Source organism: Schlesneria sphaerica, assembly GCF_044336245.1.
GTDB classification, from domain to species: Bacteria; Planctomycetota; Planctomycetia; order Planctomycetales; family Planctomycetaceae; genus Schlesneria; species Schlesneria sphaerica.
The window spans coordinates 5,293,430-5,320,424 of sequence record NZ_CP172346.1 but is presented as its reverse complement, the minus strand read 5'-3'; the positions used below and the strand labels follow the sequence as shown (position 1 = coordinate 5,320,424).

Sequence of the window (26,995 nt, the reverse complement as noted above, 5' to 3'; positions counted from 1 at the left end):
CGTCTGATGAGTCTCGTGCTTTCGAACCTCAAACCATCGTCTTGGACGGTCCCGCTCGGGGTCGTTCTCTGCAGCCTGTTCCTTCTGGTAGCATCAGCGACTCCGGTTGTCGCGCAAGAAGCCAAAGTGGCCGAACCGGAAGGCGTTGAAAATCCCTTCCCCCGACGACATCCCTCACCCGAACTGGATGGCGGGGTTGAATGGCTCAACGCGGCCGGCCCAATTTCAGTCAAAGATCTGCGTGGCAAGATTGTCCTGGTCGACTTCTGGACGTTCTGCTGCATCAACTGCATTCATGTCCTGCCCGATCTGGCGTACCTTGAACACAAGTATCCCAATGAGCTCGTGGTGATCGGTGTTCACTCCGCCAAATTTGACAACGAAAAAGAAACGGGAAACATCCGCAAAGCAATCCTGCGTTACGAGATTGAACATCCCGTCGTCAACGATGCCAATATGACGATCTGGCGTAAGTTCGGCGTGAACTCATGGCCCTCGCTTGTCGTCCTCGACCCGGAAGGATACTACTGCGGCTATGTTTCCGGAGAAGGAAATCGCGAACTGCTGGAAGAAGTGATCGAACGACTGATCGCCTACCACAAAGCGAAGGGGACACTGGACGAAACCCCCGTCCGCTTCGATCTCGAACGGAACAAGGTCAAGGATACGCCACTGCGTTTTCCAGGCAAGATCGTGGTCGACGAGCAGCATGGTCGTCTGTTCATTTCTGACAGTAACCATAATCGCATCGTCGTCAGCACACTCGACGGCAAGTTACTCGATGTCATCGGGGCCGGCGCCATTGGGCACAAGGATGGAGGCTACTCAGAAGCTCAGTTCGATCACCCGCAAGGGATGGTACTGGTCGATCAGACCTTGTACGTTGCCGATACCGAGAACCATCTGCTGAGGACCGTCGATCTGGAACGCAAGACTGTTTCGACACTGGCAGGAACCGGGGAACAAAGCCGGACGCGTTCTCCGGGGGGGCCCTTGCTCCAGACAGCATTGAATAGTCCCTGGGACCTGACCGTCGTCGATGGGACACTGTATATCGCGATGGCCGGCCCGCATCAGATCTGGGCTCACAAACTGGGCTCCGAAACCCTCGCGCAATATGCCGGCTCGGGTCGAGAAGACATCATTGATGGCAGTCTGGAAGAATCCGCGCTGGCCCAGCCATCAGGAATCGTCAACGACGGCTCGTTTCTCTACGTGGTCGACAGTGAAGGCTCATCCATCCGCAAGATCTCGACGAATCCCGACAACGATCTCACGAGCCCGACAGGTGAGGTTACGACGATTGCGGGGACTCACGACCTGCCACGCGGCCGAAGTTTGTTTGAGTTTGGTGATATCGACGGTGCCGGTGAAGACGCACGGCTGCAGCATCCGCTGGGACTGGCAATTCATAATGGGACACTGTTCGTTACCGATAGCTACAACCACAAGATCAAGCAGGTCAATCTGGAAACCCGCGAGGTGAAAACGTGGACTGGAAATGGCCAGACCGGTACGACACTCGAACCTCTGCAGCTTGCGGAGCCTGCCGGAATTGCGATCGCCGGAGGTAAGGCCTATGTTGCTGACACGAACAACCACCGTATTGTCGTCATCGAGATGAATACCAGAAAGTCAACAGAATTTATGATTACGGGACTGACTGCCCCCCAGCTTTCCGACAGCCCCTTCGCCCTTCCCAGCGAACCCGTCAAGGCGACCGAAATCGAGTCCCAGGACCTGAGTCCCACCGACAGTATCGCGATCCAGGTTGAGCTTGAACTGCCCGAAGGTTTCAAGTTGAACGAGTTGATGCCGGTCTCATATCGACTCAAAGCCGATGAAGGTCAGACTCTGTTCGCAGACGACCAGCTCGGGGTCAAGCAGGAGATTGAAGCGAAAGGGACGTCGATCAGCCTGTCGCTGCCCGCGGTCCGGAAAACGGGAACCGCCACGGCCATCCTCTCGTTGACTTACGGATACTGCCGTGACGGGAATGGTGGTGTCTGCAAGGTTGGGACTACGCACTGGAAGATCCCCATCGCCACGAAAGAAGGAGCAAGTGGAAAGGCGATCAGCCTCAAGTCCGTCGCAAAGTAGGTCCGGGGACACCCCGGCGTGACCACGATGCGTGATCCAGCTCTTCCACCATCAAATCGAAAAAGCCACACGCGGCAGAATTGTCGCATGTGGCTTTCTCACTGGTACAATTTCAGACGGCGTGCAGAAGGGAGGAAACCTCCCGCAAACCCAGAGCATTCCGCTCGTGCCGCTCAGTCCATCAGCCCCTCTGCAATCGCGGTCGGTGGAAGGTCCTGACCCGTCAGTGACTTGAACAGGGCACCAATGTAACTGACGAAGACTTCGGCGGGATCAACAACCTTACAGTCGCGACCACGCGCCTCCTGTGTAAATTCCGACTCGCCCGGAAGTCGGCTGAGATCCATGACAGTCATGCCTGGCCGGAACAGCGACGGATTGAGCGGCGTCTTCTTCGAAGCATAGTCGAGCGTGTTCGTCGTGAGCACGATCACGTCCACCAGCGTTTCGTACAGCTTGGCAACGGGGACATAGCGCAACTCGCATTCGCGAGCGATCTTCTGTGCCTCAACCTCGTCCCCCGAACAGATGCTGACCAGCCCGTTCCTTCTTTTTGCCCCTTGAGCCAGCGAGATTGCCAGTCCGTTCGAGCCGATGATCAACGTGTTTCGACGGTCCAGAGGCCGATCCTCGGCAGACTTTCGCCCCATTTTTTCTTCCAGGGCCCGCACAGCCGATTTCCAGATCAGGTTGTGTGCCTGCCAGCCGTCGGCCCCTTTAATGACTACGTCGCTGTGCTGCGCCGCTTGAGCCACATCGTCCCCCTTGGACGCCAGCCCCATGACTCGACGCCCTGCATCCGGGGTGGCAATCATCGCCGGAACCTTCAGGATATCGAGCATCTTGGGGAGTTGATCGAGGGACTTGAAGTCCAGCGGCAGACAGCGGGTGTTCATGCCCAGAATGTCGAAGCCTGCGTTGAGAATCTTTGAAATCGCATGTTCCATGACTCCTTCGCCAACCACGCCGATAAATCGGGTCTTGCCATCTACGCTGCGCCAGCGGTAGACATCATCCAGCTCCCCCACCGTCGGCTGCCCCGGAAAAGCTTCCATCCCCTTCTCGAGCGCCGCGTAGATCCAGGGCGAACCATATTTCCGCCCCAGCAGCGAAAACGTCAGCCCACTGCGTCCCAGTCCCAGACCGACGACGGGAAGCACCCGCTTCTGGCTGGCCACCGCCAGCAACGGCCAGGCAGCCTCGAGGGTCTGGGTAGGCCACGTGAACTTGACGATGTCTGCCTGACAACGAGTCGCTTCTTCAAATGCCTCTTCGACATCGTTCAGGGGGCGAGTCAGGCTGGCGAAACTGACCACACGCTGAGTTTTACCAAAGCGGGGAATCTTCATCGCTGAAACGGGATCAAGTTCCACATAGTCGGGACCCGCGATTATCGCCTGGCGAAGTAGTGCCAGCCGTTCGTCTTCGGTCCCGTCAAATTTTCCCCCTTCTTGCGGAGGCCGGCAGGAGATCAGCACCGGCTTCTTGCATCCGGAGATCATGTCTTTGACGTCCGGTTCTTTGTGCAGGCGGTCGAGGCAAACTTCGACCAGATCACATTGATTCGCGGCGTTGTAAATGTCGACTTTTGCCAGTTGACGCGATTCGGGAGTGACAGAAATGCAGATCATGATGTCGAGACAGGCTCCAGCACGAGAAATGAGATTGACGTCAGTTTAGCCCAGTATTACGCCTTTTCGCAGTCTCATCGTGTTGAGAGAGACTCGTCAATCGACAGATCATAAGGATGTCAGTCTGTCGATTGCCACACGGAATTTCCGTAACCCTTCTGTACGACTTGCCAAGGAGACTTCTCGAATCCTACGATGTCGCGATGAACATTAACTGGGAACCATTGCGTCAAATTATCGAAGATCACCAGCACTTTGTGATATCCAGCCATGTGCGTCCTGATGCGGACGCCATCGGTTCCGAAATCGGTCTCGCCCGAATCCTGGAGTCGCTGGGAAAGTCTGTTTCGATCGTGAATTCATCCGCCACCCCGGCGAATCTTTACTTTCTGGACCCCTCGCGTCAGGCACAGCAACTGGGAGCCGCCAAACCAGAATTGGTAACGCAGGCGGAAGTCCACATCATTGTCGACACCAGCTCATGGACTCAGTTGTCTGACGTCGGCAAGTTGATGCGGACATCGAGCTCAAAACGGGTCGTGATTGACCATCACGTCAGTTCTGACGATCTGGGCGCCGTTGAATTCAAGAACACGTCCAGTGAAGCCACAGGATCGCTGATTTTCCAGCTTTCGGAAGCGCTGAATGTCAAACTGAGCCCCGAGGCGGCAACAGCCCTTTTTGCGGCCATCGCCACCGACACCGGTTGGTTCCGCTTTCCTGCGGTCTCGGCCGAAACCATGCGAATCGCCGGACGACTGATCGAATACGGTGCCTCCCCTCAGGCCATCTATCGCGAGCTGTACGAACAGGGAAGCCTCGCCAAAATGCATCTAGTCGGCCGAGCTCTCGGTCGGATGAAAGTCGAATGCGATGGTCACCTGGCGTACACCTACATCGAATGGAACGAGTTCACCGAACTGAACGCCGTTCCCGCCGATACGGAAGACCTCGTCAACGAATGCCTGAAAGTGCTCGGAACCAAAGCCGCTTTCATCGCGATCGAACAACAGAATCGCCAGGCAAAGTTCAGCTTTCGAAGCCGGTCTGAACATGTCAACGTCGCGGCCGTGGCGGAGACATTTGGAGGAGGTGGACATCGAATGGCCGCCGGGGCGACGCTTCCCGGGCCCTTCATGACCGCGTTTGCGAGTGCGCTCGAAGCCATGCGAAGTGCAGTCCTGGCCGCTAGTGCTCTCGAAGCAGCTCCTGCCCCTGAACCCGCATCCTGAATGCCACTGTTCAATGATAGCTGCCGAATCGTCGTAGCGAACAGAGGTTGGTGAGACGACGACCAGCCGGCACCGGCAGGTCGCATCACACTTACGGAACAGAGGTCTTCCTTTCCGAAGGGATGCGATTTACTGCAGGCTGGCCGTGGTACACTGTTGTGAGGGTGCACCGTTGGGAGGTTTCGCGATTGGCTCTCCTGTCTCATAGCGACTAGCCTACCAGCGGGCCTCAGAGTCGTTTCAAAATATCCAGTGCTTTCGCTTCGAACAGGGGTTGCCATTCGGGGGCCAGAATACAGTCGCTATCTTCCTGGGCGTTACCGACATTCAGCAGTTGCTCTGTCGTCGGAGCATAGTAGATATAACCGTTGGTATAGCCCCCCACGAAGGTGGGCTGGTGCGGTGAATGCTTCTTGATATTCAGCCCGATCTGGACTGTCAGCTCGCCCGGAAACGTCAGCAGCAGAAAGTTACCGACCCGTAGACCGACGACTTCGACTTCAACGGTTCTCTTTCCTGCAGCGACATTTTCGGCCTGATGTTTCTTCAGCAGCGCCAGGTTAGTTTGAACTCGGGTCAGGTGCTCCATCGTCTCAATGTTCTCGATGTACTGCTGAATGTTTCTACGATTATCCGCATCAAGCTTGCTGAGATCCGAACGGCCCAGCTTCTTCTCCTGAAGATATCGGTGTGAGTAATAGGACGGAAACTCATCCGACAGGCTATACTTTACGACCAGCGGCATGAACGTCTTCAGGTTGAGTGTCGTTCCTCGTAGCGACTTCAGTAGTCGCTGTAACTCATCCTCCATCGCGGCGATCCGCTCTGCGACATCCGCACGGGGTAGTGCCAGCGTCTCATTGATCACCTGCAGACGGGCATCGTTCCCAACCTTAATCTTCCGCACTCCCTGCAACGTGCTGAGCCCCAGAAGATTGCCGAGTGGTTCGGCCGAGCGAGGATGCTCGACATCCTTGTAGAGCACCGGGTTGATGTCCCCCCCGCATCCCTGCAGAAACAGAGCGATGGTCCCTTCGCTCAGGTTATCCTCGATGACGCGACTGGCATACCCAATGATGTCCGCCGTGTTTCCTCCATTTGCCGCACCCTGAATCGGATGGCAGGCAAAGTTATAGAGAACCGCCAGCGTCGTTCCATCCATTCGGTCGAGCCGCAGAATCCCGATCTGGGGATCGATCGGACCAACCTCAGCCACCTCGTCATCCGCAGGCATCGAGTACGCGTGCCGGACATCGACCACCCGGCCACTTTTCAGTTTGAGCCGGCGATTCTCCATGATTCGGTCTTCGTGTCCCTCCCCTGCTCCGACCTTGACCGGGACCAGATTCTGCATGGCAAGCGTCACCGCTTCGACGGTCAGATCATCCGTATCTGCGCGAACGATCCCATGACAATGACTGGCATTCACCAGAAAGTTTTTGGGATTGATGCCCAATTCTTTTTCCAGTCGAGCCCGCACCTTCGGGAGATAGTCGTTCTTGATGTAGCCGATCTCGCCGATCGCGACCGCGTCGACCGTCACCAGCGCGACGAGTGTATTGTCGCTCTTGATCACCAGAGCCTTCGCATACAGTGGGTCGTTGACCGGTCCCGCGTCCCGATCCGTGATATCGACCTTCGCGGCACCGGCCATCAGCGATGCCGCGTTCGCTGATGGCACGAGAATGCCCCCGATGAGAACCATCGTGATCGCTGCTAACCACCGTCCGAAAAGCAAGTTCATGGGATTCTAATCCTGTTCCAGTAGATCAACGCAAAGGAGGTCTCGAACCCGTCCGGAAACGCATAGACGGACATTGTTCCGACATTAGTCCGACTGAGCAACTCGCAGGACGATTCTCGTGAGCCGCTAAAATGTTCGTGGGGGCTGATCGTACCGCAATCGGCGATCGCCCAGCCCTCCACGATTGACCCGATTCAGACTGTCCAGTCTTGGAAACCCACCCGGTCGCTGGCTGCCCTGAGAGGAAGGGACAGACGATCATCAATCCGCGTTGCGCGTTGAGAGACGATCTCCTCAAACGCAGATCCGTGAATTCGGAAAATATTTGGAGGCCGGTTCTTGACTCCGTAGTATGGTACGGAGTCGATAATGAGTCTCAGTGAAAGCGACAGAAACCGCTGAAAGACGATCAAGCAACGGTCTGTGATCCCGGAAGTCTCGGGAAGCGGGCAGTCGCCGTCTGACAGCGGTGGCGGAGAAACGCATGGCGACGTTTACGATCGGGGCACTGGCTAAAGAGGCGCACATCGGCGTCGAGACAGTGCGATTCTACGAACGTCAGGGACTGCTGGAACCGCCACAAAGGAAGGGATCAGGTTACCGTCAATACGACGAACAGACAGTACAACTATTGCAATTTATTCGCCGAGCCAAACAACTCGGCTTTACCCTGAAGGAAATAAAAAGCCTTATTGCATTGCAATCGGATGTGGCAGCGCCGCGTAGCGAAATTCGGCGGCAAAGCCTGCAGAAGATTGCCGAAATCGATGCCAAAATTGCAGACCTGCAGCGAATGCGAAGCGACCTGAAGTCGCTTGTTGACCAATGTCACGGGGATGGGTCCATCCAGGGATGCCCCATCTTGGACGCACTTCACGGAATGGATCACGACTGTCACTCGGGTTGAGACTATGTTTAACAGGCACACTATCACCGCTCTGACTTGCGTCTGCCTGGTTACCAGCAGCCCATGGCTGGCGGCGCACTCAGCCTGTTGCTGCACCAAACCAGCAGCGGTCAACAAGCCTGTTGCGGCCTGCTGCCAGACCAAAGCGAAAACGGCTGCTCAAGCGAAGGCGAAAGTTCGTCACTGCTGCGCCAAGCCAGGCACTCAAGTCCACCTCACGAAGCTGACCTGTCCCTGCTGTGTGAAGTCTATTCCACAGCCCCAGCCGACGAAGGTCAGTTCATTCACGGGCGGGGACGATGTCGCCTCACTGGCTTGGATCTCCGCTGCTGTTACACCCATTTCATTGAGCCTGGCGGCCCTGACGAGCCCCCAGGCGAACTCTACGATATCCGGCCCGCCGCTGCTGGCCCTTTACTGTCGATGGCTGAAATAAAGCATTCGAAGCCTCATCACTTCTTTGCTTCACGTTTCAATCATTTGTCAGTAAGGAATTTTGCTATGAACCGTTTTTCATTGCCCGCAATCGCAGCAACCCTCGTTTGTTCATTGACCTATGCACTCGCACCAATCGGTGCCACTGGGAACCTCCTCTCTCAGGCCTCCACTTGTTCGTGCGTCGAATGCAAGTGTCCTGATTGCAACGGGGGTGTCTGCACCTGTCCGACTTGTGAATGTGTCGGTTGCGGTTGTCGCGCCAATGCCGCTGATGCCACTAGTGCAACTGCCTCGCTGGCACTTTCCAGCTGCTGTGCGGTCGCCAGTGCGACGGCCGCTGCTTCTAACTGCAGTTGCTCACCCGGCGAATGCACAGCAGGTTGCTGCGAAAGTGCAGACTGCGCCGCCGGCGTCTGTCACGTCAAATAACCCTGCGACGGAGCGTGAGTGCCGTCGATAACACGACCTGCGGGAGCGACTTCGGACGCTCCCGCAGGTTTCTTTTTTAAATACTTCTTGAAGATCCGATGTTCACGTCGAACTGCGCCAAATCCGCAGGGCGGGTCAATTTTTGCGGGTTAGATCGTGATAGTGATGACGTCCCCCATTCTGCCGGGCCAGACGCTTAAGGAATGAGTCCTTCGAGAGGTCTGCCTGGATTCCAAATTCCACCACGTGAATGGTCGCCTTGCTGCGATTCCGTCGTTGAATTTCACGGAGTTCCTGTGCGTCGAGTTCCGGCGCGTCGGCATCCGTCAACACAAACACCGTGTCCGGCCTGAAGCTGAGTGCCAACAGAATCGCCGCCATCCGATCGGTACCTGAATCGGGCTGAATCCCGTTGATAAACTGCTTGGCGGCTCGCAGATTGACCGAAGTGGCGGCGACAAGCTTCGTCTTGTCCTGGGGACGGCCAAAGGTGTGAATTGCCAGGTTGAAGAAGATGATCTGAAACTGGGTGTCTGGATTGAGTTGCTGCAGACTTTCCAGCAGACGTCGTCGAGCAAGCTCCATGGCGCGATGCTGACGCATCGATTCCGAAGCGTCGATCACGTAAACAATCCTTCGCGTCGTGGAAGGAATTCCGAAGAACTGAGTTTGTCGTCCACCGGCAGCGGTGCTCGGTCCCTTTCCGTTACCGCCGTGGTCTGCGGCATCCGAATCGCTTGGCGCTACAGCAATCTCGTCTGTGTTAGAACCCGTTCCTTCCGAGTCCACATCCCCGTGCTCCTCGGTCGATTTCGTCTGAGAAGTCTCGACCGCGGCGGTTTCAATCTCCTCCTCGATCTCAGAGACGTGTTCCCGGCGACTCGTCGCCAAGCTGATGGAAGACGCGTCTGTAAACAGATTCTGTGATTCCGCAACGGTGGACTCGGGGGCGTCCGTATTGAAAACCGAGTTCGGATCAATCTCTTCGACGGCCAGCAGTTTCGGAGCCGACGCGGCGGGTGCTGGGGCGGCGGCTTCACTCACAGTAAACGCCCCGGATGAGTCTGCATTCGCAAGCGCGGTGTCCAGCTTTCCGCCCGATCCATCCCCCTCTGACGCATACCAGTCAACTGAAAAGACTTCTGTATCGCCACGACCGAACGTCCCTGCTCCGAAGGGACTCGTATTCGCCACCAGAAGCAGCAGACCCAGAACCAGGCCGTGAAATGCGATCGATGCCAGCAGGAACCTGCAGTTCGTTCCCCAGGATTGGGGACGCCCCCGCATCGCAAAATATGTCAAATTAGCGACCTTTCGCAGATTGCTCAGTCCCGCGTATTTCACGCGCCGCCACGACTACGCGCTGCACGTCACACATCTTTCAAATCCCTGCGACTGGGGGAAGGCCAGATTGGGGACAGGGGCCAGTTTAAGGGAGGGCTGACCGAGACAAAGACAGTAGAGTGGTCCTGCTTTTGCCAGAAAGCGTCCGCTCCGATTCACCTCTCGGCAATTCGCAGAATTTCCTTCCGAGCCGCTTCTGACAATTCGGGCCAGCTCGCCATGATTCGGGTAAGACGGGGATCGGTATTCGCGGACGATTTCGCCTGGATTGCATCCAGGCGACTTTGAATCACGACCAGTTCGGATTGGATAGTCGCAAAATTGATGTCACGGCGTGCTCGCGCTGGCTGCAGGATCCACGAGGTGACGGAACCGCTGAGCATACCGAACATCCCCACTCCGCAAACCATGACAATGCTGGAGATCATCCGCCCGATCGACGTGGTGGGATACTTATCCCCGTAGCCCACTGTCGTCATGGTCGCGATTGACCACCACAAGGCGTCAGAGGGAGTTTTGATATTGGCCCCATCCACCTGCTCAACCTGAAGGATTGCAATGCTGGAGAGTAGCAGCAGCAGAATCGAGCTCAGGATCACCGTCAGAAGGGTACCGTCCGCTCGGTGATGCTGCAGGTAGACACTCATAATTCGCGCTAAACGGAATCCTCGCAAGACGCGCAGAATGCGGAAGATCCGTACCACCCGGCCAAGCCGCAGCGCGTCCAGTACAGGGATGCTGGAGACCAGATCGACCCAGCCCCAGACCATAAACTTCAGTTTGTTTGGAGCAGCGATGAACCGAACGAGGAAATCAATGAAAAAGATACCGCAGATCACGTTATCGACGGCGTCGATGATCTCGGCATCCTCGGCCGGAAGGTGGATGAATGTTTCCAGTCCGAGCATCAGTAACGAGAAACAGCACAGCAACACGATGAACAATTCGTATGGCCGCAATCCCGTTTCCGTCTCAGCCTGCGGTGCGGACAATGTCAACGGGGTCTCAGAGGAACTCATTTCCGCATACCTTCTTCAGCCAGCTCAACGACCATTCTCTGGTAATCAGTCAGATCCCTTCCCTGGAGATGGCCGAATACTTCTGAGGCGGACGTTAAACAACTGCACGGAATCCGCCAAGTACAAGTTCAAGCGTTGCTCGTCGTGGTTCCCGTCCGGACCAACTGGATACACCAGACGATCAGCAAACTGACCACAACCGCCGCCAGCAGAAAGACTCCAAATCCCCCCACTTTGGCCGCTTTTGCGTGGAGATCAGCCAGGCTCAGCAGATCGACCGCGCTAAGGCGAACCGCTTCCCGTAAAACGGAAATGCAGACTAAGGTCGCCAGTGACCCCGCAGACACGAATCCCAACAGAAGGAGCGAAAGGCGATTCTGTCTGAACATCGAAATCCAGCCACCAATCTGCAGGCCGACCCCCAGAGCCCCCATCATCAGGTACGGGCGTCCCACATTGCCAAACACCAGCCCCTTCGCAGACGTTTCAATGACCAGAATATAGGTCGCCCCTGCCAGCACACTGACAACTAATCCGCCGATGGCCATCCGCGATAACGCGCGCGTTCCCCAAGCGTCCTGCCCTAATTCATTCTGTGCACCGTCTCGACTCACTCTCTCACGATAAAACAACTGCCACCCCAGAATGACGCACATCGTGGGAAACGAACCTGCCAGCCAGACCAGCATTCGCACGATGACTTCCGTGTACGTGAATGGCAGCTGGCCAGTCGTGTAGACCTCCGGCCAGGTCGATCCCCGATTGGCAATCAGGTGATTGGCCGTCCAGCAGAACCCGACAAAGACAAAACAGGCGGACGTCACCAGTAGAACTGCGACGCGAACGAGATAGGGCCACGTCCAAAGCCGGTGACTTTTCACGAGGTAGGTCAGGTAAAATCCGACAATCAGCACGGGGACGACAATCATCCAGCGCCACCAGAGCAATAGATTCGCCGTGTAGAACTGGTGCTGATAGACGATCTGAATAAACAGTAGCGGAGCCACCCCTGCCGTAATGGCTGCGCTTAGCAGAAACGGGATCCACTCTCTCAGTGTGGCCAGAAGAGGTTGTTCTGCCCACGCGACCGTCTCTTGGCGTTGTGAGAGGGTGAACCACGTCAGGCACAGGCTGCCGGCGAGAACATAGTGCATGAACGCGTGATGCAGAACAAAGGTCAGAATATACAGCACAAGATAGAAAGCGGTCGCCACGGGGAAACCGAACGGAAATGCACTATCCATTATGGGGCCCAGATGAGGTTCGAATCCAGGATCGTTGGTCGATACGCGCGGCTGATAAAGTCAATCAGCAACTAAGGTGATGCGGTCCGCTTCTTGTTCTGCTCAAAATCCCCCTGCAATGTCCCCGCCTGTTTCAGCCAGGATTCAATCTTCGCAATCGTTTGTGAATCGTCGCTCACCGGCCACTCCTTTGGATGTTCGCGGTTCGACCAGTTGAGGTACTGTACCAGTGCCTCGACCTCTTCTGCGTTCCCGGCGAATGGGGGCATGAACGGTTTTGTATGCTGCAGCTTCGCAATGTTCATCCGCATCTGGTCGTTGTCCCACGACCCCGTCAACTCTGCCACGGCATTCGTCCCATGGACCGTATGACAAACACTGCACTGACGTCGAAAAACCTTGGCACCCATTCTCACCTGATCGTTGGCGTACATGTCATCATTCCGCAGCCCGTACGGATCATGTGCAGTACACCCCGTCTCGCGCAGGGATTCCACTTCACCCGGTTCGATCGCGTTGGAATACAGGACCTTGCGGATGGAATAAGGCTTACGCGAACCTTCACGCACGAACTCACCCCCGGCGGTCGCACCGAACGCGAGCAGCAACAGCAGCGAGGCGGTTGCGCCGTTGATGTAAAGTCGCTGCATGACCATTCCGATGATGGCGTATCCGCCGATCGCGAGTGATGCACCAATCGAGATATTCAGAAACAGCATCATCGCGGGACTTCCCCCCAACACCCAGCTCCGGCTGTCGGGTGGCATCGCCAGCAGAAACCAGATTCCCAGCACAGGCATCAGCGCCATGGGAATCAGCAGGTGCGCCGCGCGATTGATCAACCGGCGCTGGGCATCCCGATCGAGGGTACTCATCAAGTTCGTGACGACGCATCCGACCAGCCCCGCCAGCGTCAGCGAAACCACGGTCCGAAAGAACAGGCTGGGCCAGAAGCTGGGATTGAAAAAGCCGTCGACAATTGACCGTGTCTCAAGCCAGTGGCCCGGCGTGAGCTGCCAGGAAAGAATGCCGTTAATGATGAACAAGCTCATCCACGACGCCCCTGCATAGATTGCCAGCAGCGTCATCGCGGCGCGATCATTCAGTCGGGCGTGATAACGATAGAACGCATAGCCCGAGACAATTTCAAGACAGAAGAAAGTCCACTCGGTCGCCCACAGCCAATGGAAGTTATCAACCATCGCGCCGATCGTGGCGGGACTGACCTGGATCGCCGTCAGCCAGATCCCGACCCCCGTCAGGGCCCCCAGTACGAAGCTGACCAGGACGACGACTTTGAAGTACCCCTCGACAAACTGGCGAGCGTGTCGATCGCGTCCCGTCATGGCCAGCCACTGAAAGTAGCAAAGCAGGAATCCCCCCCCGACCGCAAATTGGGCGAGAAACACATGCACAATCGCCACGGCTCCCATCACCAGCCCGGGCATCAGCGGCCCGTAGTCATTCACCGGAAATACATGCGTCATTCCAATGGCCCTCCTGCAACGAGTTGTACCATTTGACCAGCGCCGTTGCACTCGGTTGCATGCGGGCCAGTAACAATTCATGCTGTCGGTGTGAGAGTCATGCAAAAAGACAGCATCAATCGAAATCAGGGGATTAATACGGTGAGCGATGTACTGGCAGGCAAAGTTGCGTTGGTAACAGGAGCAGGACGCGGTCTGGGGCGCGCTTTCGCTGAACGGCTGGCAGCCATGGGATGTGCCGTCGGGATTCATGGCATGCGGGAAAATGGTCCGGCCGAATACGGGGAAGGAACCACCCTGACCGATACGGCAAACCAGATCGCCACCAAGTACGGTGTCAAAACGGTGAGAGTTCTCGGTGACCTCACCCAGAATAACGAAGTCGCTCGAGTCGTCGAGGAAGTGAAACAGGCACTGGGCCCCATCTCGATTCTCGTCCATAACGCAGGGGGTGACATTGCGGCAGCGGGAGGAAAACCGAACCCAAACGATGCGGTCAATATCAAGGAAATTGACGTCCGAGCCGTACTCGATCGGAACCTGATCAGCACCATCTTCACCTGTCAGCATGTCGCACGCGGAATGATGGACCAGCGCTGGGGTCGCATCGTCACCATCAGCTCGATCTCGGCCTTCAAAGGCAACGAATCGAGCTGCATCTACTCCACCGCCAAAGCAGCCGTTGTCGAATATACCCGTTGCCTTGCGGCCCAGCTTCGCCCGTATAATATCACGGCCAATACACTGGCTCCAGGAGATACGCGAACGGGTCGCTTCCTGGGAACGCGGTCGGTCGCCGAAGAACGGCTCGTCACCGACGGAACCCTCGACCGCATCGGTCTGGTGGATGAAGTCGCTCGCGTCGTGGAAGTCTTCGCCGGACCCCTCGGTGACTTCATCACCGGGCAGGCTCTTCGCGTTGACGGGGGAAGCCAGTGCTGGCCAGCCTGAACTCCCAGGCAACTTGAAACGGACGGGATTCCTCACACACACGTTTGTCGTCGAAGTGGGCCAGAGCCGACTGCAAGCGGCTCTGGCTTGCAACTGACGCATCACATGGGTGTGACGAGAGCCCCCCGGTAAAATGGTATTGAAACCTCCCCCTTCCCCAGTGATGCTTGAAAACGGGTTGATCATCATGAGAAAGTGGCTTTCACTCTGTTTGTGTGGTTTGTCTGTTTCGGGATGTGGACTAGCGGGAGTTGAGACGGACATTCCGGTCCCGACCGCGAAAGCGCAGCCGCTGGGGGGTACTCCCAAGCAGAATGAATCGCCCCGAACAACTCTCGAACCGACAGAGCGATTGATCGGTGGCGTGAAGTTCGAAGTTCCCGCAGGATGGGAAGAGAAAAGTCTCTCAAGCTCAATGATCCTGGGGGAGTACTCGCTTCCGGGTGAAGCGGGCAACGCACGTCTGACGCTGTCCACTGCGGGTGGCGGCACAGCAGCCAACCTTGAACGCTGGCGAGGTCAATTTCAACCCGGCCCGAATGATCCTCCCGCAAGTGAAACAGCACTCACCGCAGCCGGAAAGGAAGTCACACTGCTGGACGTGCACGGCACGTTCAATGACTCGTTCGGCGGGGGAGGCCCCAAGCCGAACTGGCAACTCCTGGGTGTGGCCATTCCGATCGACCCGGACCACAACTACTTCGTCAAGTTAACCGGTCCCAGTGAAACCGTCACCGCCCGACGTGAAGAGTTTCTCAAGTTCGTCTCCTCAGCGCGGTTCGAGAAATGAACTGAGTCTTAAAAAAGTCTCCGGCTGCCGACAGACCGCCGGGATTGGTGTCGGATCAAGGGTACAACAGAGGTAGACCAAGCCTCTGCATGACCCACTCGCGGACAACATCCGAGTGAGCCTCAACGACGGGACAGCGCGAGGTTGCGGCCCGTTTCTTATGGACGGGCATTGCGGCTTACGTGGGGTGAGGGAACTCGGTCCCCTGCTTGCCAGTCATGCTCCTTGCCCTGAGCGATGACCATTCACGATTGGAGCCCCTGTCGGGTCGCCACAGCCTGAGCCTGATCGGCATTATCTACACGTATCTGCGTAACGCAACCGCGAATCACTCTGAGGCGAAATCGGGGATCGAGTACTGGGTCTCGATCACGGCGTTGGCGAAGAGTTCCTTCAAAAGTTTCTTCGGACGGTTCTTGTTTCGCTCTTCCGTCAGTGTCTCTCGAATTTCTTCGTAGACATCTTCAAACGGCTTGCGGCTCGCTTCCTTGCGTCCAATCACGCGTACAACGCATACGGAATCGCGGCCCTCGTGGACCTCGCTCAACTTCTTGACCGGCATCTCGAACAGCTTTTTCTCAAGCTTCGTGTCGGCCAGGTTTCCTGTTTCCATCCAGTCCCAAAGGCCCCCATCATTGGCCGTGGGTCCGTCAGAATACTTCCTGGCAACCTTGTCGAACGAAACACCCTGATTGAGCTCGTCGATGGCCTCCTGCAATTTTTTCATCGCGGCCGACTTGCTCGTTTCCGGCGTGACCGACACTTGAATCTGCTGCCACTTCACTGTGGCAGGTACCAGAAATTTGTCGGGATTGGCTTTGTAATACGCGACCAGATCAGGCCGTTCGATCGGATCGGGCTTTTCTGACTTCGCCACGAAATACTCCATCGAGAGTCGGTCGAGAGCGAAGTTGTCTTTCACATTCTGAAGGGTGGTCCCCTTCTTGTTGAGTTCCAGTTCCAGCTCCGTCTTGTTCGTAACCTGCAAATCCTTCTTCAGTTTCTCGACCTCTTTCTCAAACAGTTGATCGATGTGGCCATTCATCTGCTTCATCTGATCAGGTTTGAGGCTACCCTTCATCCGCTCGACAAGAACTTTCTTCTGAATCTGCGCGACGATATCTCGCTGAATCAAAGAGTAGCGAAGTTTTTCGTAGTCATCCGGCGAGGGTAACTGCTGGCTGCCGGTCTGATTCTTCGGATCACTGGCAAAGGCCTGCATCTGCTCGCGGACACTGATCAGATAACCGGAATACCGGTCGAGCACATCACCATTCAGGATCGGTGCACCGTTAACTGTGGCCGCCACTTGCGAATTGAAGATGGTCGTATCATCTTCCCAGCCGGCCCAGGGATTCTTATCGAGTGACGCACGGACCTGTGTAATGTCCGAACCATCGTCTTCAGGCAGGTCTCCGCTGTCTTCCTCGTCGCTGTTCTGCGCGACCATGACTTCATCATCGTCGTCGTCGTTTTCGATTCGCTCAACGCGCCGGGGGGCCTCGACCATCACGGGATTTTCGTGTTTCTTCTGCAGCGACTTGCAGCCTGTTGTTCCCAGGGACGAGACAACCAGGGTCAAAAGCAAGGCAAGACGCAGCATGCGGGCGGGGTCCTGAACTAACGGAAATCCCAACGTGCGAAGCACCGAATGAACTGGCAGACCGCGACTTGACAGGCCGTGAGCCGGCAGTCCCGACGGGTCGGCGGCGGTCATTTCTGCCGTATCCTTCGTCCCGAAAACATTCAGGAATCCGGCCGGAAGAAATTTCGAGCGGGCTCGCGGGGCCTTGTTCACACTGGAAGAAGAGTGATCACAGCGCGACGACAGATCACAGCGTACGGAGGTTGGGCAAAGTCGCGGATTCATAGTGACTATCCCCTTATTTCCGTAGGTTGGGTGATGGGCGCGCAAGCCCCGAGCGATGATGAGACCACTGATCGATCAAGGCGAGTTTTGACGTGATGGCGGGTTTGTAGTCAAACCGTCGTTTTTAAGGCAAGATCGAATTATGAATGGGGCAAAAGAGATGCTCGCCCCTGTCGCACGTTGGCTACAGTTCGGCTTGTCCGGTTCCTACAGGACCGTTACTCTCTGAGTACAGCCGTTAAGCCCACGTTCCGTCATGTGGCAGGCATCCCCTCGGAAAGGCAGGTTCAACTCCTAGATGATGATGAAACAATTTATCGCGGCCTGTGCCATCGCTGTCGCCACATTGACGCAAGTAGTTTCCGCGCAAGAGCTCACGATTGGATCCAAGGCTCCGAAGCTGGAGCTGAAAGAGTTCATCAAGGGTGAAGAAGTCAAAGGCTTCGAGAAAGGTAAAATCTACGTCATCGAACTGTGGGCCACCTGGTGTGGACCATGCCGCGTGACCATCCCGCACTTGACCGAACTGCAGAAGAAATTTGAAGACGTCGCCATTATCGGTGTCGCCGTTCTGGAAGAAGATCAAGCCGCTGTCGCTGACTTCGTCAAAGAGATGGGCGACAAAATGGACTACCGCGTCGCGCTGGATCTGGTTCCCGAAGACGCCGAACCGACCGAAGGGAAGATCGTCACCAACTGGATGCAGCCAGCCGAACAACAGGGGATTCCCGCCGCCTTCATCATCAATGGCGATGGCAAGGTTGCCTGGATCGGGCATCCGGGGCAAATGGAAGAACCATTGGAAAAGATCGTTGCAGGAACATGGGACCTTGAAGCAGAAGCACAGAAACTGGCCGACATGAAGGCCCTGCAGAAGAAGCTGACAGCCACCATTGGCCGGTTGCAGGAACTGTTTAAGGAATTCAGCGACGACGGTGATCCGAAGGATCTGCTGGCCGAACTCGACACAGCTTCGGAAGAAATTCCTGACCGGGCCGAGATGTTCAACCTGATCCGCTTCCAGGTCCTCGCTCTGTCCACGGAACGAAGCGACGAAGCGGTCGACGTCGGCAACAAGATTATCGAAACAGAGCAAGGCGAAGATCCGGGCCTGTTGAGCAACATGGCTCGCGTCATTGTCGATCCCAACCGCGACCACAAGGCTTCACCCAAGCTGTTGAAGTTCGCTCTGAAACTCGCACAGAAGGCCGATAAGCTCGTCGATGGTGAAGACGTCATGGTGGCAGACACCCTCGCCAAGGCTTACTTTGACACCGGCGACGTCGCTGAAGCAGTGAAAGCGCAGGAACGGGCCATCGAACTGGCCGAAGGAACCCGTGCGGCCGCAGATCCCTCCTTGAAAAAGCGGCTGCGACAGTACAAAAAGGCCCTGGACTCGGCGAACGAAAAAGAAGAGAAGCCCGCCGAAAAGCCTAAGAAGTAATCCCGACCAGTTCGTCACACTCGACGACCGCTGATGCTCTGGAAAGGACGACTGCCACACGCAGTCGTCCTTTCTTTTTTGCCCGGCAAGTGGTGCTTCACGGAACGGTAAGTCCCCACCTCAGAGCCGTAATGACGGGAACCGTTAGCGGTGAGACAGTGTGTCCGCCCCGAAGCGGCATCGAAAAGCCCCCAGACACAACCTGGACTCGACGAACACCAACAGGAGACCAGCCGGCCGTGGGGGCCAAACCCCGGTTTGGTCGCGACTGATTCCGCTGCGGAAAATCTGAGACAGGCCCCCTCTGCGGTGACTGAACCCTATTTCCAACGAGCAGCCAGCGACTCATCACCTTAAAGCGCTACCTTCCGCAACCGCTTCGAACAGCGCGGGAGGTGGCATCGTTCGTACCGAATTGTCAAATAGCGAAACGTGCATCGACTCAATTTCCGGCTGCTTACAAAGCCGGGACAAGAGGCCTCCCTGGGACCTCTCAACTTTCGTCCGTCAGCATGTCATTGCGGGAAGTGGCCCTATCGTCTGCTGATCAATCGGAGGCTGGCACTGCCCAGGCCCCCTGCCCCACTCTGTAACCTGCCGGGTCCTGGTTCCTCCCGGTATGTCGGCTTCCCCAAAGCCATCCAAGACTGGAGTGCCGCATCTTCAACGACGTAAACTCACGTCTTAATCCGATGACGTGAACGGGATTGTCAGCCACATTCCGAAAAACCTTGGCCAGCCGGGCCAGTCGCCTGAAAAATGCTTAAACCTTTACTATCCCAACATATGGGACTGGCCACCGACTGGCCAAAGTTTGGCCAGCTGGCCACCCCGTTCCCCTCGTCATTAAGACTCATCTGAAGGTGGCCGTGACGATCGTAGAAGCGGCGTCCCATCGCTTCATCTTCTCCACTCAAAATCCAACCTCATGTCACCACAGTACTTCCTCCTTCCCACCCTCACTCCACTCCCCCCTTCTCATAGCCGCCTCAGATTCAGCCCGGTAGCTGCGGTTGCCCCATGCAGTCTGGCCACCGTTTTTGTGCGCGAGGATCCCTTCGAACGCCCTGACAAGGATGCGGATTCCAGTCTTCCGCGCGCAGACACAACACCGATAGAGTTCTGGCCTCGGCGCTCCTCACCCGCTGGCAGCGGATTTTGGAGTACCAGCAGTGTCAGCAACAAACAGAAATGCGACGAGTCCAAGTATCCAAACCTTTGGAACAAACGCACGCTTCATCGCCGAGCAAACAAGCCATCCCGACCGGAACCGGTCTCCCCACAACCAGCCCAGCGCGGAGATCGCCGCAATCGCCGCCTTGGGCTGGCCTGTGGATGCCGCTCAGGCAAAAGAATCAAACGCTGAACCGTATTGAGCGCAACAGGATATGCTGCGTCCCCAACCCCCATGTCCATCCCCCCCCCCCCCATGTCCCTCCGGCCCAAAGGGCCATCCATTCCCATAGCCCAGCCCATCGGGCTGGGATGTGATTCGATTAAACATCATCAGGCCTGAAGGGCCGACCGTTCGAACGCATGCCGAGCCGCAACCAAATCATATCCGGCCTCTGCCCGTCATTGCGGACCCTGTTCTGCTCCATCTCATCTGGCTCTTCTGCCTACCCCTTCAACAGAATCCGCTATGTCCCCGTTTATCCACGTTCTTAGCAACAGCTCATTGACAAACGCCGGGAATATCTGGACTCTAAATCGTCATCCATTCAAAGAAATCTCGGACCCGCTTGCGAATGATCGTTTTGTCGACCTGCCGCGGCGCAGGCGGTATGAACGATAACAAAGTCCTGTATTCAACATTGATGAAGATATAACAGTCTCAATCCCATCTTGGGTCGACTTTGTCGTTTCACGATAGATCACTTCGCTAACGACTTCCCCGCACTTCGGTTAGAAATCGAGTTAGAACCGTGACGATCAAGGTCAGGATGCTCTTCGGAGAACTCCGCAATGATGCTTGTCTTTCGGGTCATGACCGCTGCGTGCCTGCTGAGCCTCCTGCTGCGTCAAGTTGATGCGCAATCACTTGACGCCTCGACCGTGTATGAACCCGATGTCAGAGAGGTTCTTAATTCGGTCCTGAAGGAGCGAGCACGCCTCAAGTCCTGGAGATTTCAAGCCGTTGTGACCCGGAAAGACGACCGGTGGAATCAATCAACGCGGTCCGCCCTGCTCAGCATCTACGATCACGCGTCACGGCGCATGCGACTCGAAACCGAAGGCGATGCGAGATCGGTCCTCACGTCGAACCTGGAGCCACCGTGTGATCCGTCAGATCTGGACCGGACGCCTGAATCGCTGGCTCGGTTGAGGCGTCATAGTTGCAGGTCTTTCATCGTCGACCAGCACGACTATCGTGTGGAATGGTACGGAATCGGTAACACCCAGTCCCCCGACGCTGAGACGACGCACGCCCATCTTCTGAACAATCTGGAGACTCCGCCCTACCGCTGTTCACCGGCCATCGACCCGCGATCTGCCGGAGTGCTTGATCAGACGAGTCCCACCCTGCTGGCATCGCTGGAATCGTGTCTTGTCCATTTCAACGACGGTGCAGAATTAGCGACCCTGGATCGCTCTGACGCACCACAGCTTCGTATTGTCTTCGATTACTCGATACCCGTTCGTCGAGTCATCCACATCGACCAGGAACGAGGGTACACAATCACACGGTGCGACACCATCGTACTGACCGACGACCGTTCCGAACTGGTGACCCCTCGTACGACATCGGCTGCTGAATGGGAGCAGTCCGACCTGCCCGACGGGCCATGGGTTCCGACGAGAGCCTCGTGGGCGGACGTTGATCGAAATGGAAGCGTGAGACGAACGTCGTACGCGTTTCAGTGGCAGGAAGTCAATCCGCAAAGCTTCGACGACAATTTGTTTGATGATCGAATCAACGAAGAATATGGGAATGATCAGATCCTGCTCGACAGCCACACCGCTAGCGTCACGGAACCTGAAGAGCCGTTTACCGCCGGTGCATTCTCAACACCGCAACCGGCCGTAGCCACAAATCCGGCTGTCGTGCCATCGCAAGATCCCTGGCTGTGGGCGATGAATCTCGCAGTGCTGCTGGGGGTCATCACCATGCTTACCCCGCGTCTGTAAAGTCCTTCGCTCGCAGCCGCGAAACTCACGTCAACCGTTCTTTACAACGATGCAGGCTGAACCCGCCTGCCGACGGCAGGCAGACACATGTCCATTCGAAACGACGGCGAGTCGCTCGACGGTTTCGGCTGCGCGCTGTGCCGCTGTCCCCCTCGTTAAGCTTCGCTCGCACCCGGCTGTCATCCGTGGTCGTAGACGAGACGTGGACTCCCGGACGTGCGACGTACTCACGGCTGCCTCCGCTTTTGATTCCAGCAGAAGTGGAAATGTCGGTTGTCTGCGTAACGATTCTCAATTGACGAGTTCGCCAGACGATATCGAGCAATTTCTCGTTTGAATTGGCGCCTGTGCCCTGTCGCCGTATGGTTACTTCACATTCACGATTTCAAGACATGAGCCCTCTGTGACTTCTATTCCTCGGGCGTGGCATTCCCCAAAACGCCTGAGTGAATGCACCGATTCGACTGAGATCTGCAGCATGTCTGAAATTACCGCTGTTCTTGATGAAATGCGTACCGGGGATGCGGATGCATCGGCAAGACTTCTGCCGCTCGTCTATGCAGAGCTTCGGCGAATTGCCGCTTTTCGGATGAGCCACGAAAAATGTGGCAACACCTTGCAGCCCACGGCCCTGGTTCATGAAGCCTGGCTCCGGATGGCAACTTCTCCTTCGGGAAATCAGTGGGAAAATCGACAACACTTTTATGCCGCAGCCGCTGAGTCCATGCGCCGCATCCTCGTCGATGCCGCCCGACACAAGGCGGCTCAAAAACATGGTGGCAAGTTTTCCCGACTTCAATTGAGTGAAGACGAGCTTCTCTGTCCCAGTCCCGCAGCAGAAATCGTGGCGGTGAACGATGCGCTGGATCAATTGGAGGAGGACGATTCTGTGGCCGCAGAATTGGTAAAGCTGCATTACTTCGGCGGACTTTCGCTGGAGGAAGCAGGAGAAATGCTCAACCTCTCAAGAGCGAGTGCATATCGCGTTTGGACGTATGCGAAGACCTTTCTGCGAGTCCATTTGACGGATTAGTACAAGCCCAGAAAAAGAACCGCCAGATTGTCTGTTCAATGTCTTCTTTTCTGAGACATTTGCGAGGGAATTGCCGCCAATCTCTTTGCGACAATTTGTTTCAACACTTACCCCGCGTGAGTTCCCCCTCTCCCGGTCGGGTAAGTTCCCGCTGAAGTTTCCGGGTGAACTTTCAATGTGAAAAGGTCGGTCCACGATGTCGAGAGTCATCCGCGCCACTATTCTCGCTGGTTGGTTGGGAGGGAGGTTTTGTGTTGGATGACACTGCCCATTCAGCGCGAGAGATCTTTCTCGAAGCCATTGAAAAGCATCAGCCACATGAGTGGCTGACTTTTCTAAAGTCAGCGTGCAACGGTGACGAGTCGATTCAACGGCGAGTCGCGGTATTGCTGAAAGGTTACGAGGAGTCGGGGTCATTTATGGCGCGCCCCGCGACTGCGTTTCTTACCGAGATTTTTGACCTGCCCCCGGAATTCGAGAACCCCGCCCACACGATTTCCGAAATAGGACGTTTTCGCCTCATTGAACGAATTGGTTCTGGCGGGTTCGGAGTTGTCTTCCTGGCCGAAGATCCTGTGCTTCAGCGGCGAGTCGCGATCAAGATTCCGCGGCCCGAGACGGTCTCCACGGCGGACCTTCAGCGACGATTCGTTCGCGAATCACAAATTGCCGCTCAGCTGATGCATCCCCATCTCGTCTCGATCCATGAGGCGGGGCAGGCCGGGTCCGTCAGCTACCAGGTGACATCCTTCTGCGCGGGTGGCAGCTTGGCCTCCTGGCTTCGATCGGATGAGGTTCCTACCAGACTTGCGATTGACCAGCCTGACACGGGGGGTTCACGGAAGTCGCATACGTCCCCACAACGGCAGCTTCCGATTGCAGTCGCGGTTGAACTATTAATGGGACTCGCCGAAGGTGTGCACTACGCTCACGAGAGAGGAATCCTGCATCGTGATCTCAAGCCATCCAATATTCTTTTGCACCCAAAGTGGGACTTGTCCGGCAAAGAGAGTCGAACTTCAGAGCCCCTCTCTTCCACTGGAAACGCATCACTCCCACCGCTGGAATCAATTGCAGAGGGAGACTCAATCCTTCCGGGATCGGTACCATTGGATCAGCTTTGCAAGCTGTTTCAACCGATGATTTCCGATTTCGGGCTGGCCAAATTTTATGATGAGACTGAAATTGCGGCACCATCGCAAACAAGTGGCGAAACGACATCCGCGCGGCAAACCTCGCTGATGGGGACGCCAGAGTACATGGCTCCGGAGCAACTCAATGGACAGTTGGGGATCATCGGACCAGCGACGGATATTTATGGACTGGGAGCGGTACTGTATGAGGTGTTAGCGGGCCAACCTGTCTTTCCACATGGGTCATTTCCGCCTGTCCGGAATTCGGTCGTTCGGCAAACACCCCCGCGTCTCAGGCAACTACGACCTGAAGTCCCGCGAGATCTGGAAGCAATTTGCCTGAAATGTCTGGCTAAATCGCCGTCGCAAAGATACAGCTCCGCTAAGCAACTGGCAGAAGATCTCGAATCATTCTTACGAAATCAGCCCGTCACCGCCCGCTCGTGGAGTTTGCACGAGCGACTGTTTAACTGGACACGAGGACGGCCCGCGGTTGCCACACTTTCGCTTGTTGCCGGGAGTTTGTCTTTAGGATTGATTTGTTTCGGAGTGTGGCACCTCTATCAACTCAATGAGTTGAATTTCAAACTCGTTTCGACGATTCAGGAACGTGAACTTCAAACCCGCGTCGCTCGCCACGCCCGGTCCATCGCAGTGGAGCAGGCAAAAATTGCCCAAGAGCAAAGTGATCTGGCGAATCAACAAAGTTATCGTTCTGAAGAGTTAGCATGGCTTGCCGGTCAGCGAGAGTATGCTGCAAACATGTGGCGAGCCGCCGAACACCACCAGAAGCGGCAATTGAGCTCCATGGGAACGGTGCTGCAAGAATTCATTCCTCGGTTCGATTCGCGTTCAAACGACGTTGTTTCGATCAGACGCAGTGAACCTGCAGGGACCGGAGCAGCTTATCGAGTACCGGAGTTTACAGGTCCAGAGGATTCGCGCGGGTTTGAATGGTATTACCTATGGAATCAAGGCCTCAATCTCCTTGAGCTGAAAGGCCATAGCGAGTCAATTGTGGATGCCGCCTTGACTCCTGACGGTCGAGTTTGTTTTTCCGTGGGACAGGATGGAACCGTTCGCCGCTGGGATCCGAAAACGGCATCCCTTCTCCAAACGTGGTCGCTAGGTGAACCCGCGACCCGACACCAAGCCCGGATCAGTCGCGATGCAACACGAGCCATTATCGCGAGGAATATTGCGGAACAGCATCTCTGGGAAGTACTTGCCTGGGACTTAGTTCAGGGAAAGATGCTTCAGCGATTCATGATTCATGAAAATGAATACGGAACGATTGCCATTTCGCCTGACGGGACGTGGGGTGTGATTGCAAGTGACAACATCGACAAAAGCACTCTCCGCCGAGCTCGGGTGAGTATCTGGAACTTCGACTCGGGACACTTCCATCATATCGAAAGCATGGATTCCCTGGCACTGCCCAACAGTGGAACGCGGGCGATTGCCGTCTCCCCCGACCATGCTGAACTGGCCATTTGTCTTCATCAGGGTTCTTTGAGCGACCAAGCGCGAATGCAGCATCGACTCCTTCGGGTCAGGCTGCATGGGATCGACGGTGAGCCATTGGACCGCTTATCAGTCCCCGCAAAATTTGGCCCCTGTGAATACGTCAAGGAATGGGAACCTGGGATTGGCCTCTCACTCACCTTTTCCCCTGATGGTCAGCAGCTCGCACTTTCGACTCACTTTCCACCTCGTGTTGAACTGTGGGATTGGCCCAATCGACGACTGATCGGAGCGGTTCCCAATCTCTCCGAAATCGGCACCGGATTGTCGTTCGATGCGAAGGGGAAATCTCTCGGGTTTGGCACCTATGTGAAAGTCGCAGCAAAGGCGACTTCAGGAGCCAGCAATCCAGCCAATGCGTCGGACTCTTTTCGTGCAGACTTCAGGCTCTGGAGTACCTCACTGAATAGCCTCCAATCGAGCGGCTACCCGGCCTATCAGGAGATTCAAACAACTCGCTTTCACGAACCTTCGTCCACCTGGGTCATCGGCGAGTCGAGTGGTCGACTGAGTCTTTGGCGTCCTGAGACGCCGGTCCCCTATCACGATCTCCCTGGTCATCGACCAACCGAGGCGTGGGGACTTGCCTTCGCTCCCGATGGCAAAACGCTCTATACCGTCGGTGATGATTCCTGCCTGCGTGCCTGGAACATGAAGACATTTGAGGAAATCACCAGCTCGCGAGAGCATCAGGCTCTTGTCTCCTGCATCGCTGTTTCGCCGGATGGACGTTGGATTGCTACCGGCAGCTATGACGATGAGGTGATCATCTGGAAGGCACAGCCGCTCAGCGTCCATGCGATCTTAAAGGGTCACACCCACGATCTTCGAGCTCTGGCGTTCTCGCCAGACGGTCAGTCACTGGCGAGCGCAGGTCGCGATCGAGTGATTCGATTGTGGAGCGTTCCCGAGGGAACCCTCAAGGGGACTTTTGATCGTGACGGAGGCGTCGTCCGTGCCATCGCATTTTCGGAATCCAACACAATTATCGAAGGGAGTGCAGACGGAAACATCGTCGTCTGGCAACCTACGGGAAATTCCGAAAAACTCCGTACCATCAATTCGGAGATCAATTGTCTGGCTTTGTCTCCTGCAAGTTTGATTTGGCCTCAGTTGACGGCACAGGGTGTGCCTTCATCGATGCCGATTGTCAAATCCCTGGGAGCAGGAGAACTGATGCTGTACGGATCAAAATTCGGCACCTTCAAGCTGATGCACATCCCAACCCGACAAATCTGGTTTGAACACACTTACCCTGGAGTGAATATTCGATCGGTGGCCTTTTCACCTGACGGACGCATTTTTGGTGTTGCGGGGGATGACCGGGCAATACACTTGTGGCACGTCGCATCACGACAAGAGGTTCTGACTTTCTCGGACTTGCCACACTCGGTCAACCAGATTGCGTTTTCACCTGATGGCCAGGTGCTTGCCGCTGCTCTTCATAATGGAACCGTGCGGCTGTGGCTCGCGCCCAAAGTCGGTGACCAGAGAATCAGTCCGTAGACAGCGTCTTCAGGCGTCTTTCGCAAGTGCGGCGCCGCCA

The 26,995-nt window shown here is 56.0% G+C and carries 16 protein-coding genes; 9 read left to right on the top strand and 7 right to left on the bottom strand.

Going from position 1 to position 26,995, the window contains the following annotated elements; genetic code table 11:
• Positions 1-6: 6 nt before the first annotated feature.
• On the top strand, positions 7-2,100 hold the full coding sequence (locus ACGY09_RS19220; protein ID WP_397569020.1) for a thioredoxin-like domain-containing protein: 2,094 nt from the start codon (positions 7-9) through the stop codon (positions 2,098-2,100).
• Between the two features lie 173 nt (positions 2,101-2,273).
• Here ACGY09_RS19220 and ACGY09_RS19215 read toward each other — a convergent pair whose 3' ends face one another.
• A complete protein-coding gene (locus tag ACGY09_RS19215; RefSeq protein ID WP_397569019.1) occupies positions 2,274-3,731 on the bottom strand; it encodes a type I 3-dehydroquinate dehydratase in 1,458 nt (485 codons plus the stop codon).
• A gap of 203 nt (positions 3,732-3,934) precedes the next feature.
• Here ACGY09_RS19215 and ACGY09_RS19210 point away from each other — a divergent pair, with 203 nt between their 5' ends.
• On the top strand, positions 3,935-4,963 hold the full coding sequence (locus ACGY09_RS19210; RefSeq protein WP_397569018.1) for a bifunctional oligoribonuclease/PAP phosphatase NrnA: 1,029 nt from the start codon (positions 3,935-3,937) through the stop codon (positions 4,961-4,963).
• A 229-nt stretch (positions 4,964-5,192) separates the two neighbouring features.
• Here ACGY09_RS19210 and ACGY09_RS19205 read toward each other — a convergent pair whose 3' ends face one another.
• Positions 5,193-6,707, bottom strand: a complete 1,515-nt coding sequence (locus ACGY09_RS19205; protein ID WP_397569017.1) for a hypothetical protein — start codon at positions 6,705-6,707, stop codon at positions 5,193-5,195.
• A 484-nt stretch (positions 6,708-7,191) separates the two neighbouring features.
• On the opposite strand from ACGY09_RS19205, the gene ACGY09_RS19200 reads away from it, so the two are divergent.
• Entirely contained in the window at positions 7,192-7,614 is a 423-nt protein-coding gene (locus ACGY09_RS19200; protein WP_397569016.1) for a MerR family transcriptional regulator, read from the top strand.
• A 1,002-nt stretch (positions 7,615-8,616) separates the two neighbouring features.
• Here ACGY09_RS19200 and ACGY09_RS19195 read toward each other — a convergent pair.
• From ACGY09_RS19195 to ACGY09_RS19180, 4 genes are all read right to left on the bottom strand, one after another.
• A complete protein-coding gene (locus ACGY09_RS19195) occupies positions 8,617-9,783 on the bottom strand; it encodes a hypothetical protein (protein WP_373653343.1) in 1,167 nt (388 codons plus the stop codon).
• 197 nt (positions 9,784-9,980) lie between these two features.
• Positions 9,981-10,844, bottom strand: a complete 864-nt coding sequence (locus ACGY09_RS19190; RefSeq protein WP_397569015.1) for an ion transporter — start codon at positions 10,842-10,844, stop codon at positions 9,981-9,983.
• Between the two features lie 128 nt (positions 10,845-10,972).
• Positions 10,973-12,088, bottom strand: coding sequence for a hypothetical protein (locus tag ACGY09_RS19185; protein WP_397569014.1), 1,116 nt, complete (start codon positions 12,086-12,088; stop codon positions 10,973-10,975).
• A 71-nt stretch (positions 12,089-12,159) separates the two neighbouring features.
• Positions 12,160-13,575, bottom strand: coding sequence for a c-type cytochrome (locus ACGY09_RS19180; protein WP_397569013.1), 1,416 nt, complete (start codon positions 13,573-13,575; stop codon positions 12,160-12,162).
• A 99-nt stretch (positions 13,576-13,674) separates the two neighbouring features.
• Here ACGY09_RS19180 and ACGY09_RS19175 point away from each other — a divergent pair, with 99 nt between their 5' ends.
• The gene (locus tag ACGY09_RS19175) at positions 13,675-14,526 is read left to right on the top strand and encodes an SDR family NAD(P)-dependent oxidoreductase (RefSeq protein WP_373653347.1); all 852 of its coding nucleotides are present in this window, start codon (positions 13,675-13,677) and stop codon (positions 14,524-14,526) included.
• A gap of 187 nt (positions 14,527-14,713) precedes the next feature.
• Positions 14,714-15,316 carry a hypothetical protein gene (locus tag ACGY09_RS19170; RefSeq protein ID WP_397569012.1) on the top strand — a complete coding sequence of 201 codons (603 nt, stop codon included), beginning with the start codon at positions 14,714-14,716 and terminating at the stop codon, positions 15,314-15,316.
• Between the two features lie 328 nt (positions 15,317-15,644).
• Here the strand turns inward: ACGY09_RS19170 and ACGY09_RS19165 are convergent, their stop codons facing one another.
• Positions 15,645-17,033: a peptidylprolyl isomerase gene (locus ACGY09_RS19165; protein WP_397569011.1), complete on the bottom strand. Its 1,389-nt coding sequence runs from the start codon at positions 17,031-17,033 to the stop codon at positions 15,645-15,647.
• 451 nt (positions 17,034-17,484) lie between these two features.
• Between ACGY09_RS19165 and ACGY09_RS19160 the strand changes: the two genes are divergently transcribed.
• The 4 genes from ACGY09_RS19160 (at position 17,485) to ACGY09_RS19145 (ending at position 26,955) form a co-directional block, all read left to right on the top strand.
• The gene (locus ACGY09_RS19160; RefSeq protein ID WP_397569010.1) at positions 17,485-18,630 is read left to right on the top strand and encodes a redoxin domain-containing protein; all 1,146 of its coding nucleotides are present in this window, start codon (positions 17,485-17,487) and stop codon (positions 18,628-18,630) included.
• A gap of 1,965 nt (positions 18,631-20,595) precedes the next feature.
• On the top strand, positions 20,596-21,759 hold the full coding sequence (locus ACGY09_RS19155; protein WP_397569009.1) for a hypothetical protein: 1,164 nt from the start codon (positions 20,596-20,598) through the stop codon (positions 21,757-21,759).
• 478 nt (positions 21,760-22,237) lie between these two features.
• Positions 22,238-22,792, top strand: a complete 555-nt coding sequence (locus ACGY09_RS19150; RefSeq protein ID WP_397569008.1) for an ECF-type sigma factor — start codon at positions 22,238-22,240, stop codon at positions 22,790-22,792.
• Between the two features lie 251 nt (positions 22,793-23,043).
• On the top strand, positions 23,044-26,955 hold the full coding sequence (locus ACGY09_RS19145; protein WP_397569007.1) for a protein kinase: 3,912 nt from the start codon (positions 23,044-23,046) through the stop codon (positions 26,953-26,955).
• Positions 26,956-26,995: the final 40 nt, after the last annotated feature.

What these genes read in the sequence shown, in the direction of transcription:
- ACGY09_RS19150 (WP_397569008.1), top strand. Translation starts at nt 22,238, where the DNA reads ATGTCTGAAATTACCGCTGTTCTTGATGAAATGCGTACCGGGGATGCG.
- ACGY09_RS19220 (WP_397569020.1), top strand. Translation starts at nt 7, where the DNA reads ATGAGTCTCGTGCTTTCGAACCTCAAACCATCGTCTTGGACGGTCCCG.
- ACGY09_RS19190 (WP_397569015.1), bottom strand. Translation starts at nt 10,844, where the DNA reads ATGAGTTCCTCTGAGACCCCGTTGACATTGTCCGCACCGCAGGCTGAG.
- ACGY09_RS19215 (WP_397569019.1), bottom strand. Translation starts at nt 3,731, where the DNA reads ATGATCTGCATTTCTGTCACTCCCGAATCGCGTCAACTGGCAAAAGTC.
- ACGY09_RS19205 (WP_397569017.1), bottom strand. Translation starts at nt 6,707, where the DNA reads ATGAACTTGCTTTTCGGACGGTGGTTAGCAGCGATCACGATGGTTCTC.
- ACGY09_RS19170 (WP_397569012.1), top strand. Translation starts at nt 14,714, where the DNA reads ATGAGAAAGTGGCTTTCACTCTGTTTGTGTGGTTTGTCTGTTTCGGGA.
- ACGY09_RS19160 (WP_397569010.1), top strand. Translation starts at nt 17,485, where the DNA reads ATGATGATGAAACAATTTATCGCGGCCTGTGCCATCGCTGTCGCCACA.
- ACGY09_RS19175 (WP_373653347.1), top strand. Translation starts at nt 13,675, where the DNA reads ATGCAAAAAGACAGCATCAATCGAAATCAGGGGATTAATACGGTGAGC.
- ACGY09_RS19210 (WP_397569018.1), top strand. Translation starts at nt 3,935, where the DNA reads ATGAACATTAACTGGGAACCATTGCGTCAAATTATCGAAGATCACCAG.
- ACGY09_RS19155 (WP_397569009.1), top strand. Translation starts at nt 20,596, where the DNA reads ATGATGCTTGTCTTTCGGGTCATGACCGCTGCGTGCCTGCTGAGCCTC.
- ACGY09_RS19165 (WP_397569011.1), bottom strand. Translation starts at nt 17,033, where the DNA reads ATGACCGCCGCCGACCCGTCGGGACTGCCGGCTCACGGCCTGTCAAGT.
- ACGY09_RS19200 (WP_397569016.1), top strand. Translation starts at nt 7,192, where the DNA reads ATGGCGACGTTTACGATCGGGGCACTGGCTAAAGAGGCGCACATCGGC.
- ACGY09_RS19180 (WP_397569013.1), bottom strand. Translation starts at nt 13,575, where the DNA reads ATGACGCATGTATTTCCGGTGAATGACTACGGGCCGCTGATGCCCGGG.
- ACGY09_RS19185 (WP_397569014.1), bottom strand. Translation starts at nt 12,088, where the DNA reads ATGGATAGTGCATTTCCGTTCGGTTTCCCCGTGGCGACCGCTTTCTAT.